10 protein-coding genes and 1 pseudogene are annotated in these 12,928 nt (G+C 46.0%); 10 read left to right on the top strand and 1 reads right to left on the bottom strand.

The genetic code is table 11. The annotated features are described in order from the left end of the window. Positions 1–2: 2 nt before the first annotated feature. Complete coding sequence (locus tag AB4Z33_RS28750; RefSeq protein ID WP_442053194.1) at positions 3–365, bottom strand: winged helix-turn-helix transcriptional regulator; 363 nt, start codon at positions 363–365, stop codon at positions 3–5. A gap of 121 nt (positions 366–486) precedes the next feature. Between AB4Z33_RS28750 and AB4Z33_RS28745 the strand changes: the two genes are divergently transcribed. The 10 genes and pseudogenes from AB4Z33_RS28745 to AB4Z33_RS28700 all read left to right on the top strand — a co-directional run. Further along, positions 487–2,115: an extracellular solute-binding protein gene (locus tag AB4Z33_RS28745; RefSeq protein WP_442053193.1), complete on the top strand. Its 1,629-nt coding sequence runs from the start codon at positions 487–489 to the stop codon at positions 2,113–2,115. After that, positions 2,112–3,020, top strand: coding sequence for an ABC transporter permease (locus AB4Z33_RS28740; RefSeq protein ID WP_442053192.1), 909 nt, complete (start codon positions 2,112–2,114; stop codon positions 3,018–3,020). Before AB4Z33_RS28745 ends, AB4Z33_RS28740 begins: the two co-directional genes overlap by 4 nt. A 12-nt stretch (positions 3,021–3,032) precedes the next feature. Beyond that, positions 3,033–3,902 (top strand): carbohydrate ABC transporter permease, encoded by an 870-nt coding sequence (locus AB4Z33_RS28735; protein ID WP_442053191.1) that lies wholly within the window; start codon positions 3,033–3,035, stop codon positions 3,900–3,902. 511 nt (positions 3,903–4,413) lie between these two features. Then, positions 4,414–4,764: a helix-turn-helix domain-containing protein gene (locus tag AB4Z33_RS28730; protein ID WP_442053190.1), complete on the top strand. Its 351-nt coding sequence runs from the start codon at positions 4,414–4,416 to the stop codon at positions 4,762–4,764. Between the two features lie 585 nt (positions 4,765–5,349). Then, positions 5,350–6,330 (top strand): ABC transporter permease, encoded by a 981-nt coding sequence (locus AB4Z33_RS28725; protein ID WP_442053189.1) that lies wholly within the window; start codon positions 5,350–5,352, stop codon positions 6,328–6,330. Then, positions 6,330–7,229, top strand: coding sequence for a carbohydrate ABC transporter permease (locus AB4Z33_RS28720; RefSeq protein WP_442053188.1), 900 nt, complete (start codon positions 6,330–6,332; stop codon positions 7,227–7,229). The genes AB4Z33_RS28725 and AB4Z33_RS28720 overlap by 1 nt, the downstream gene beginning before the upstream one ends. A 57-nt stretch (positions 7,230–7,286) precedes the next feature. Next, entirely contained in the window at positions 7,287–8,846 is a 1,560-nt protein-coding gene (locus tag AB4Z33_RS28715) for an extracellular solute-binding protein (protein ID WP_442053187.1), read from the top strand. A 93-nt stretch (positions 8,847–8,939) separates the two neighbouring features. Continuing rightward, entirely contained in the window at positions 8,940–10,736 is a 1,797-nt protein-coding gene (locus AB4Z33_RS28710; RefSeq protein ID WP_442053186.1) for a sensor histidine kinase, read from the top strand. Further along, positions 10,736–11,542 carry a response regulator transcription factor gene (locus AB4Z33_RS28705; RefSeq protein ID WP_442053185.1) on the top strand — a complete coding sequence of 269 codons (807 nt, stop codon included), beginning with the start codon at positions 10,736–10,738 and terminating at the stop codon, positions 11,540–11,542. The genes AB4Z33_RS28710 and AB4Z33_RS28705 overlap by 1 nt, the downstream gene beginning before the upstream one ends. A 260-nt stretch (positions 11,543–11,802) precedes the next feature. Then, positions 11,803–12,928, top strand: a pseudogene (locus tag AB4Z33_RS28700) (hypothetical protein); the annotation flags it as partial.

The raw sequence follows: 12,928 nt of genomic DNA, 5'->3' as shown, positions 1-12,928 counted from the left end.
CGTTAACCCTCTTGTATTGTGGATGGCAGTTCGTCGTCCGGAAATAACCGCATATAATCTGTCCCAAAGTCGCGAAGCTGGATTAATATAACCATGAGCGCCTCTCCCAATTTGGTTAGCGAATATTCGACTTTTGGCGGGACTACCGCATACACTTTCCGGACGATTAATCCGTCGTTTTCCAAGTCTCTTAACTGCACCGTCAGCATTTTTTGCGTTGTTCCGGGCATCAACTTCTGAAGTTCGTTGAACCGGTAGGTTTGTTTCGATAAATGACTTAAAATCAAAGGCTTCCATTTTCCGCTTATTAATCCGATAGTGATTTCGGAGGTACAAAGAAAAACGCTATTGCGGTATTCGATCATATTCAATACCCCTCTTTTTTTGTTATTAATATCAACTAAACAACCCTGTTTAATGTGAATTTTATCAAATCGAGCCAACCGTTTCAAGTATGAAACCCATGCTCAAAAGGAGTAACCATATATGTTGATCATTAAAAAAGTTGCCATTCTGTCGTTTGCGCTGGTGATATTGATCCTTATCTCAGCTTGCTCGGCACGGAATGAAGTCTCCGATAAAATCACCGGATCGGCAAGCAGCTCTTCGAACGGTGAAACGGTAGACGCGCAGGCTGTCTACCCGATCCAAAATGGGGCCGAACTGACGTACTGGCTGCAAAGCCAGACGACGCTCAAACCGAGCGTTAACGATATTCCTTTTTATCGTGAATGGCAGAAACGAATTGGGGTACCGATTCGGTTTTCTGAGGTGTCTGCAACACAGGCAAAGGAATCGTTCAGCGTAATGCTTGCTTCAGGAAATTTACCCGACATTATCGAATATAATTGGCTGGATGGTGTGTCAGGCGGACCTGAAAAGGCCTTGAAAGACGGATATATTTTAAGACTGAACGAACTCATCGACCGGCATGCGCCGAACTTGAAAAAGTATTTACAGGAGCATCCCGATATCGACAAATTGGTGAAAACGGACAACGGAGACTATTATGCATTTCCGTTTCTTAAAGAAGGCGGCATGACCACACAGTGGGCAGGGCCGGCGCTGCGCAAGGATTGGCTTCAGGAGCTAAATTTGGATGTCCCCACAACGATCGACGAATGGCACCAAGTGTTGATAGCGTTCAAGGAGCGAAAAGGCGTACGTGCACCACTGACTTTCAGCAGCCAAACCCATGCGCTGCAAGGTTTTCTGGATGGAGCTTTTATCGGGGCGTTCGGCGTCATCCGTGATTTTTATCACGAAGACGGGAAAGTGCTGTATGGTCCGCTGCAGCCCGGATATATGCAGTTTTTGAAAACAATGAATCAATGGTATGAAGAAGGATTGCTCGACCCGAACTTTACGCAGAACGACCGAAAAACGCAGGATGCGAATATGATGACAGGAGCTTCGGGAGCAACCGTCTCCTCGGGCGCCAATATCGACAAATGGGAGGCTGCTCTTAGGGATGGAGATCCGCAAGCGACATTCGTGTTCGCGCCTTATCCTGTGTTGCAAAAAGGGAAGGCTCCGAAATTTGGACAGGAGGCGTGGTTGTATGGGGCGGAAGCGTCTGCTGCGATATCCGCCAGCAGCAAGCATCCAGAGCTTGCCGTTCAAGTGCTTGATTACGCCTACGGAGAAGAGGGCTACCYGCTTTTCAATTATGGAATCGAAGGACAGTCTTTCAACTGGAAAGACGGCAAACCGGAGCTGACAGAATTAATCACGAGTAACCCGGACAATCTGTCCTACCTAGAAGCGTTGAYGCTCTATACCCATACCGTAAATCCAGGTCCATACGTGGAATCTAAGGAGCTGATCGGTAAATTGGCCGTGACGAATGAGGACCACAATTACGACAATTGGAAAACGGACAACCTTAAGCACGTATTTCCGCCCGTGTCGATAACATCTGAGGAATCGAACGAATTTGTGCGCATTATGTCTGATGTCGACACGCTAGTCAACGAGATCACACTAAAGGTCATTCTGGGATCAGAACCGGCGGATGAAGCTTTTCGTTCGCTTACGGAAAAGCTAGAGTCTCTTGGTATCAGACGCGCGCTAGAAATTCAACAGGCTGCTTACGACCGCTTCCTGAACCGATGATCAGAAGAGTCGCCAAAGATTTCAAGCGTAACAAATGGCTCTTTGTGCTCGCTATTCCAATCGTCGCCTATTATGTTTTGTTTCAGTATTTGCCTATGTACGGCGCGGTTATCGCATTTAAAAATTATTCACCGATTCAAGGGATTTGGGGAAGCGAATGGGTCGGATTGGAACACTTCGAGTCTTTTATCGACAGCCACTATTTCTGGCGCTTGTTTCGGAACACCGTGCTGCTAAGTATTTACTCCCTGGTGTTCGATTTTACAGCTCCGATTGTACTGGCTCTTTTGATTCATGAAGTTCGCTCGCGATATGTCAAATCATTCGTGCAGACGGTTTCGTTCATGCCTTATTTTATCTCGCTGATCGTCGTTTGCGGCTTGGTCAAGGATCTAACCCAGAGCGGCGGCATTGCGAATCTCGCCGTTACGTTTTTGACAGGGGGGGATGGACGGGATTTGTTGCAGCAGCCAGGGCTGTTCCGCGGCATATACGTGATGTCCGAAATCTGGCAACGGGTCGGTTGGGAGTCGATTATTTATGCAGCAGCGCTATCGACGATCCCGCAGGCGCAATACGAGGCAGCGCGTATAGATGGCGCAAGTCGCTTGCGCCAAATTCGAAGCATAACGCTGCCAGGGCTTCTACCGACGATTACAATCATGTTTATTTTGCGGATAGGTCATTTGATGGATGTAGGGTACGAAAAAATATTATTGCTTTATAATCCAGTGATCTATGAATCGGCGGATGTTATTTCCACGTTCGTCTATCGTAAAGGATTACTCGACAATGACTGGAGTTTCAGTTCGGCTATTGGATTGTTTAACTCTGCAATCAATCTCCTGATGCTTGTAATCGCCAATTCGCTAACCCGAAAAACAAACCAAAACAGTTTGTGGTAAGGAGGGGAACCTATGCATTTATCCGACCGTATACTTGACATTGCCGTTTACTTTCTGCTGACCACGTTGGTTGCTGTTACGCTTTATCCATTGATCTACGTCTTGTCCGCCTCGTTCAGCGATGGCGACCTACTTATGGCTAGAAAGGGACTGCTTTGGAAACCGGCCGGTTTTAGTACACTGGCTTACGAGAGAGCGCTTGGTAATCCAGCGATTTGGTCAGGCTACTGGAATACGCTTCGACTGGTTGGCGGAGGTCTCATTCTACATGTAACGATGGCGATTATGGCGGCATACGTGCTATCGCGTCGTAATTTCATATGGAACAAGTTCCTAATGTTGTTTATTGTCGTAACAATGTTCTTTAATGCAGGGCTCATACCGTTCTATCTTGTAGTGAAAAATATGGGTATCATGAACACCATGTGGGCTCTGCTCCTTCCGTTTGCGGTCAATACGTTTCACCTAATTATTTTGCGAACCGCCTTTTTGTCGTTGCCTGTTGAACTTGAGGAGTCGGCCCAGATCGACGGTGCCAATCACTTGACCGTGCTCCTAAGAATAGTGATCCCGTTGTCCATGCCGGTCATTAGCGTAATTATGTTATATACGGCAGCAGACAAATGGAACATGTGGTTTATCCCATCGCTGTTCATCCAAGATCGTACATTGTATCCGCTACAATTGGTGTTGCGCGAGATTTTGATCAACAACGGAACGGATAACATTTCTTTTGGAGCAGGTGTAGGAGAAGCTCGAAACATCGGAGAAACTATCAAATATGCTACAATCGTGATTGCGACTATGCCCATTCTATGTATTTATCCGTTTCTCCAGAAGTATTTTGTGAATAGCGCTTTCTTAGGAGCGGTCAAGGGATAGGGATCATATTAATCAGCAGGGATATGACGTTGATAAGTCGACAGCAGCTGCAGCAGATACGGAAGAGGATGCGGCGTAATAATATGCATAAAGCATAACGCATCACATTGACACGTTGTACGGTTGGGAGCACCTATACCGAAATCAACAATCCGACGAATGAAGTACCACAGCGAAATAATAAACCGAGAGAAAACTGTGATTGTGCAGTATTCTCTCGGTTTTGCTATAATAGCGAATGTTTTGTTTTATCGGCACAAGTTCTTGTCCCGAGCCGAGGACGAGAACTTAAGTGAAGAGTGAGAAAGGATCGAATGTGAGGATATATTCTACAAGCAATAGAATATCCTAAACATCGGTGTAGAGGGACAAGAAAAAACAACAAATGTCAGAGGACAAGAACATATATGCATTAAAAACCGCGAAAGTGGTATTATCCCCTTCAAGTAGACACTCAAAAAAAACCGTCATGTTATCATGGAGGTTTGAGTAAACTTGGGGGGRTATTTTTATGGCTAAAAAGGGACAAGCATTTCAAACGTATACAGATGAATTCAAATTGAAATCGGTCAGAGCTTCTTTAGAGAGTTCATCGAGCTATAAGGTGGTAGCTGAACAAGAGGGGATCCGCAATTGTTCACAACTGAAAGTATTAGTGAAGAAGTGGCAAAACGGGGAGTCATTCGATGAGCGGAAAAGTAGCGGTTCGAATCCACTGAAGGGGCGTTCTCGAACAGTCTTTGACAGCGTTGAGGAAGAAAGAGACTATCTGAAGGCTCAGGTAGATTACTTAAAAATGCGTTATCCAAATCTAATAAAGGAGAAGCTCTTGTTGAACCTCCGACGCAATTTGCATTGTTAGAGGACAAGAACATATATTCTTTAGAAACCGCGTAAATCGCGGTATTTTTGTTTTAAGGATATAAGTTCTTGTCCAAACTCGAGGACAAGAACTTATATCCTTAGCCGAAAAGGACAAGAACATATATCGTTAGCCGATTTGCTGAACCGTGCTGTTGCTCGGTGGGGACGAGCGAGGAATGCGAAAATTTTTCGGAGTTATGTGTGTCGAGTAGTGAGATGTCGTGTGATAAGAACTTTGCAACATTCCCGACATGATGCTTATTCCGCAAGTTCTGAATACTCGTTGTCGGGGATCATACATGTACTCCAATTTGCAATACCTGAACTGCTTGGTCGAACTTAGATCCGCTAGGCTAAACCAAATATAACAAGACTCAATCCCTTGCGAAACAAAGGTTTTTTGCTATATTTCCGAAATGAAACGCGCTGCGTCGCCAACGGGAGGCGGCAGGTTCACCTTTCTTAGCTATACGTCTCGACTGGTCTGAACATCATAAAAATGGACAGTGTCAGTCAAAAAATGATCCGTAGATGGGGCAAGAAAAAGTAAGCTACAATGACGTTATGAAGGAGGAGAAGACAGATGCAAGCGGATACAACAGGTAATGATATTAATGCGATTCGACAAAACCGGATATTATGGAAGCGGTTTAAAAGACAAAGTTTGCCACAAACATTTGTCCTGCTCGGCATATTGTTTTTGATTATCTTTTCTTACATTCCCATGTTCGGGATCCTCATGGCATTCAAGGACTACCGTATTACAGACGGTGTGCAGGGAATATTTACGAGCGAATGGGTAGGGCTAAAATATTTGAATGAATTTGTAGGCGATTACAGGTTTAACGATTTGGTTCGGAATACGTTGATTCTTAGTATCTTAAAAATTGTATTTGCTTTTCCTATTCCGATTTTATTCGCTTTAATGCTTAACGAGCTGAAGGGAGCCGGGTTCAAAAGGTTCGTGCAGACTGTGAGTTATTTCCCGCATTTCATCTCCTGGGTCGTTGTGGTGGGTTTAGCTTTCGTGTTTTTCTCGTCAGAAGGCGGCCTCGTTAATTTACTGCTCTTAAAATTAAACGTAGTGGACGAGCCTCTTACAATACTGACGGACCCTCATTCATTCTGGGGACTTGCTGTAGGGAGCGCGGTATGGAAGGAAGCGGGTTGGTGGACGATTATCTTCCTGGCTGCAGTAGTAGGTATCAATCCTGCGTTGTATGAGGCGGCAGAAATTGATGGAGCTGGACGGTTGAAGCGAATTTGGCACATTACGCTACCGGGCATTAAGGGAGCGGTCGTCGTCGTACTGATCCTGTCGATTGGAAGTTTGTTGGGCGGCGGACTGGTTGGTTCCAACTTTGAGCAAGCTTTCTTGTTGGGTAACTCAGTCAACAGCGATACGTCAGAAATTGTTCAGACGTATGCCTTCAAGATGGGGCTTGCAKAAGGACGTTTTGCCTACGCTACCGCGATCGATCTGGTGCAATCCGTCATATCGGTTTTCCTCATCTTTACAAGTAATTTCATAGCCAAGCGAATTTCAGGACAGGGGTTATTTTAATGGTGAGCATTCGGAAGAAGTGGAAACGGCGGACCCTTGAGGATTGGCTCGTTGACAGTATTAATATGGTGTTGATCTTGTTTGTCGTCATAATGACGTTTTATCCTTTCTATTATTTGTTGATTATATCATTCAATCAAGGACTGGACGCGGCAAAGGGAGGCATTTACTTCTGGCCGAGACAATTTACACTGGATAATTACTCGACGTTTTTCCAGGATCCCAAGTGGCGAGTAAGCTTTCTCGTATCATGTGCGAGAACGGTTGTTGGAACGCTATTGGGAGTAATGTTTACAAGTTTAGTTGCTTACGGGTTGGCTTATAAGCAGCTTTTGTTCAAGAAAACGTATTTTGCGATCGTCATCGTCGCGATGTATTTCTCCGGTGGTATGATTCCTTATTATGTGGTGCTACGGGAGCTGCAACTGCTTAACCATTTCGCTGTATACGTCATCCCTTCCATGTTGAATCTGTTCTTCTTGCTCATCGCGATTTCATTCTTCAAAGAAATCCCCGATGAACTTCAAGAATCGGCCCGTATCGACGGTGCCAATGATTTGACGATCTTTTACAAGATGATCCTCCCGATCTCGCGGCCGCTTCTAGCTACGATGTCGTTGTTCCTCGGCGTTGGGCAGTGGAACTCTTGGCTCGATTCCGCCTATTTCGTGCAAAGTAACAATCTGCGTACGTTAACGTACCGCATGATGGAGATCATCAATCAAAGCACGATGCCGACAGATGCGATGAGCGCGGATTTCGCATCGATGAATACGGTGACAACATTCTCCATTCAGGTTACGGCTATGGTTGTCGCCATTATCCCGATCATGCTCGTATACCCATTTTTGCAGAAGCATTTTGTTAAAGGCGTTATGATTGGAGCAGTCAAAGGCTAGTGATCATAATATTACGACCGCAAGGTCTTGATATAAATTTTATTAGGGGGTACATCCATGATTCAATTGGGCAAAAAGAAATGGGTCAAATTAACGTTTGCTGCACTTATGCTTCTTACTACCCTTTCGGCCTGTTCGGGCAAAGACGAAAGTCCGGAAAACAAGGGAGCTAACACGTCAAGCAATACAGAAGGGACGAGCACTGAGCCGGTAGAACTGAGCATATTCGTAAACCACCCTTGGTTTCCGGTACATGACTGGGCCGGCTCTGTCCCAGAATTAATCACAGAGAAGACCGGTGTCAAATTAAAGGTGACGATTGCGGCAGATGATAAGCAGCTACCACTCATGATCGCATCCGGTGATTTGCCCGATCTTGTCTTTACGGCAACAAATTTGGATCGGTTGGCCGATCYGAAAGTCTCTTACGCCTGGAATGACTTGATTGAGCAGTACGCACCGGATTTTAAGGTTGACCCGGCTCGCATTGCAATCAACACGTCAAGCGATGGGAAGTTTTATACGGTACGCAATAACTATGCTACGAAGGAAGAGTGGGATGCCTATCCGAACGCGATCATCAATTCAAGCGCGCTAGGTATACGCAAAGATATTATGGAGGAGCTTGGCAATCCGGCATTGAATAACTTCGAAGACTTAGAGAATTTGCTCGGAACAGTGAAAGCCAAATACCCGGATGTTATTCCATTAATGCTCGATATCAACTGGGGACTCCGTTATTTCAAAATGCAAAATGGGGTGCCTTCGGCTTATACGGATCTGTATGAACAGGACGGCAAAGTGCAGCAGTATTTGAGACATCCTGGCATGCTGGAGGTATACAAATATATTAATCGTCTATACCGAAACGGTTATATGACCCCTGAGAACTTTGCTTTCAAAGATACCGTGAGAGACGATGATTATGTCTTGAAGGGCAAAGTGTTCGCGCTGGTGGACAATACGAATATTTTTGACACGTTCAACAGTCAAGCATCCGATCAAGGCAGCGGATACAGCTATACACAGCTTACGAAACCGCTTGGCAGCAATCCCAAAGAGTATTTTGCGAGCGTAGGCTGGTCTGGCGTTTACATTACGAAGAATAACAAGAATCCCGAGGCTGCGATTAAATTCATGCAATATATGTTCTCGGAAGAAGGACAAAAGCTTGGTTTCTGGGGCATCGAAGGGAAGCACTGGAAATGGAACACAGAGCTTCAGTATCCGGAGCTGCTGTATAAGCAAGGAGACGCGGACTATATTAATAAAGAAGCGATTGGATTCTGGGGCTTGATGTCTAACAGCGCTGCTCTGGATCAGGTCGTGCCGGGAACRGAGTCGGCAGAAGTCAAGAAGATGTCAAAGCAATACACCGATTTTGTCCCAGCGCTTGGCATGCTCGTTCCCGAATCCGATTCGGAGATTGGAGTCATTCGCACGAAGTTGGATGAAATGATTAAGAACGAAGAGGTCAGGATTTATATGGCTGACTCTGAAGAAGAGGCGGTTAAGTACTATCATGACTTGATGGATAAAGCGGAGCAAATCGGACTTAGCAAGTATGAGGCTTGGGCGAACGAAAAGTACAATAGTGTTAAGGATACATTCAAGTAGGGATACGCAGCATTACAAGGTGGAGTCAGCGCATTCGGCACTGGCTTCCCTTCTTTTTGTGTTAAGATACAACAAAAACGAAGAAGTGATAATATGTTCGAATGGTTGGCGAAGAAAGTGCTCAGGCTTCTCCCGAAGACAAAAATCGTCAGAAAGCTGTTCTTGGGCTATGTACTCATTATTCTATTTCCTATTCTCATTTTCGCTTATTTGTTATATCACCAGGCACATATACGATTTCTGGAAGAATATATGCGCAACCGGCAGGATTTAATTGAACAGGTAAACAGTAATCTGAAGGTGGATCTAACGCAGGTCGAATCTGTATATCAACTTTTTCAAAACGATCAGTATGCTTTGGAATACTTGAGCGGCGCTTATGAGACGGCAGCTGAGCACGTATACAGCCTTGTTAAATACATCCGGCCGAGATTCTCTTATGTATACACCGGAAATCCAAAGATTGTGGCTATCCGGTTGTACAGCACCAATTCGGACGTGTACGCATTAGGGCCAGAATTCGGGGACATCCATGAGCTTGTCAATAACGATCCTTTGTATGAGAAAGTCAAGCACCTTACGCCGGGAAAAGGACTATGGCTCTATGATCAACCCGAACAGAAAGCAATGCCTGTATGGCGCTATTACCAAAACATCTACAATGAGTCATTCTCGAAGCAGATCGGCATCATGGAAGTTAAAATTACGGATAATGTCATTAGCGGGATGATCGACAAAGTGAAGACGAAGACGGATGATTCGATTATTGTTTTATCCCAGGATAACCAGTTGTTATTCACGGATATTGAAGAGACGGGCAGACTCAACGCGCTAAAGAGAGCTGCGGCGGATGCCATGGCAGATGGAGCATCCAAATATGCTTATCTCCGTGACGTCAATTTGTTGGGGAACAGCATTAATGTCGATCCCTTGGCGATAAAGATCATTTCGTTCACGAACGGAAGAGAAGTCAATATTCAACGCGAGCTGCAGTGGTTTGCATGGGGAGGCGTCTTGTGTCTGCTCGTGCTTTCTATTATTTACTATTGGATTGCGACATTGCTTACGCACAGAATTCTAAAGTTGGCCAAACATATGCGAAATGTGGACTCCGACAATCTCTCCAAATATGAAGACACAAGCCACGACCGCGACGAGATATCTTTCCTAGCTGTCTCTTATAACGCGATGCTTCAACGGATCGATGATCTAGTCAATACGGTTCATCGTGCAGAGCTCATGCGGAAGGAAGCCGATTACAAGGTGCTGCAGGCGCAGATCAAACCTCATTTCTTATACAACACGCTGGAGTCGATCCGAATGCTAGCCGAAGTGAAAGAGGCACCCGAGGTGGCGGATTTCACCCATACCTTTGGCAAGCTGATCCGATACAGTTTATCGAATGACCAATTCGAGACGACGCTTAGGGATGAGCTTGAGCATGTAAGAAATTTTCTAACTATTCATAAWAACCGCGTCGGCGAACGATTGCAATTTGAGATTGACGTGGCCGCACCGATTACCAGCTTCGTCTGTCCACGCTTTATCCTGCAGCCTTTGGTGGAGAACAGCATTATTCATGGCTTGAGCAAGCTGAGGAGACAGTGGTTACTTCAGATCCGGGTGTTGGAGACGGTGGGATACATGGAGGTTCATATCGCGGATAACGGACTTGGGATCGAAGAGGACCGCCTCTTGGTGATTCAGGAGATGTTGGAAGGGAAGCGGGACCTTAACCGATTCCAGACGACTTTGGGCGGACTTGGGGTGTACAATGTCCATGAGCGAATCAAACAATTCTACGGCCATGATTCCGGTCTGACAATTACGAGTCGAAGTTTGGAAGGTACGACATGCGTTATTCGAATGTATAAAGGCGGTGGGCAGTGATGTTGAATTTATTAGTGGTCGATGACGAGCCGCTTATCCTTGCAGGGCTTAGCGCGATTATTCGGAATGCCAACACTCCCTTCCAACGGATTGAAACTGCGAATGATGCAATTGAGGCATTGGAGAAGCTCCAATCGTTCCAACCTCACTTGATTATTACCGACATTCATATGCCTGAGATGAGCGGTCTTGAGTTCATTAAGCTAGTGAAGGAAAGCAATCTCTGCCACCAGTTCGTCATCTTGACGGGATATGATGACTTTTCATACGCTCGGCAGGCATTGCGTTATCAAGTACTCGATTATTTGTTGAAGCCCGTAGATAAGGAAGAGCTTCTCGTCATTTTAGAGGATGCCGCGCGGACCATAGAGATGGAAACTGAACCGCTGACCGCCAAGGCAAAGACAGATGAAGTCACACAGGTATTCACCGGCTTGCTTAATAGCTGCACTTATACGGAACAAATGAATAAGACATTGGAATATATTCATAGGCATTACGCCCAAGACCTATCCTTGGAGCAGGTCGCCAAACACATCGGTTTGAGCCCAAGCTATGTAAGCGCCATGTTCAAAAAGGAATCGGGTATGAATTTCATCCCGTATCTCCATACTTGCCGAGTGGTCAAGGCGCAGCAACTGATGAACGAGCAGCCAAAGCTGCCCGTGGACAAAGTGGCCATACAGGTGGGATACGAAAATCCAAGGCATTTCTTTAAAGTATTCAAGAAATATTCCGGACTTACGCCAGGCCAGTACCGAGATTGCGAATCTGATTTATGGGAGAACGGCAAACCAAAGGAGTGATTTTCACGCTGGATTTTGCAGCGTGTAGTACGGACAACTTGTTCACAGCTGAGAACAAGTTACAAGCAAGCGACCACACGTACAAGCTACCAATGACGAAAAGACGAAAAGACGAAAAGACGATATTGCAAATTTTGCAAAAGCAGATGGGCGTTAGCGGACGAAAGCAGGTCATGCGAACCGCATCTTTACCAACCGTTACATGATGAGAGGAGTCCGTTAAACGAATAAAGCGAATTTGGCAGAAAGGAAGGATATAAATGGGAATCGTTAATTGGGAGCATCGTCAAATGAATGGCGAATATACTCTTTTGCTTGATGAAAAGGAAATCGGCCGCGTGTTACCGTTCGAGGATGATCGTTTCGAAGTAAACGATACATTCGAATCAGTGCGGGACGGGGTAGTCAAATGGACGAGGACGTTTGTTTATCTCGGTCCTGTATCGGAGTCTGGCAAGATTACAATGGACTTTGCAACCTCATACGAACCTCAGTACTATATGATTCCTTCCGTTACCTATAACGGAAACGGGTGGGGCAGCGGTTTGGAGCCCAAAGGCTTGCAACGAGATGGTCAGCCTTGGGTATTCGCATGGCACCGAACTGCGGTCGCAGGAGCAACTTACTCCGAGGGCGAAGGTATTGCCGTGTCTATGTTCAGCGAGCCTCCAACTGACATGCAGAATTATTCATGCTCGCTTGCGGCCGAACCCGGCTGTATTATTCATCGATTGATTTGGCCCGAAGAAGAAACGCCAGAGGTATACATTAGTCGCGACAAGTATTGCGATGCGTTTGAAGCGGGACGGATATTCACACCTGGCGAGAGCTTCGAGACTTGTGCTTATTTGACGATAGAAGCATATACCCAGCCGCGCGTATCGTGGCGCAAGATGCTAGATGAAGCATGGCACATTCAAAAACAGTTGGTGCAACCTCGTTTTAATGCTGAAAGCGTGTGGAATCTGGGCATGGCTTATGCGAAGGAAGGTTTGTGGGCTGAAGACGGAGATTTCCGTGGTTTCGCAATCGGCAGGAAATGGGATGGCGAGGAATGGGCGCAGGCCCGTCATTACGAAATCGGATGGTGCGGCCAAAATGCCTCTTTGGCCAATTCCATGCTAGCCGATTACTTGCGATTCGGTAACGAGGACTCGCTTCAACGCGGTTTGGCGGTGCTGGACGGATGGGTGAAAGGCGGCAGACTCTCGAACGGCCTCATACATTGTCACTACGATTATGTATTGTTCAAGAAAGACCAACCGGAGGTGCAGGATGCCTGTAACCTCGGGACTGCGGCCATGAATTTGTTCGAAGCCGAGGAGCTGGCTCTCCTCTGCGGTTTCGAACGCCCGATTTACCGCGAAACGGCACTAGGCATTTGCG

This window comes from Paenibacillus sp. 2TAB19 (assembly GCF_052115185.1).
GTDB lineage: Bacteria > Bacillota > Bacilli > Paenibacillales > Paenibacillaceae > Pristimantibacillus.
Note: the sequence above shows the minus strand (reverse complement) of the source record. Positions and strands in the feature narration are given on the sequence as shown.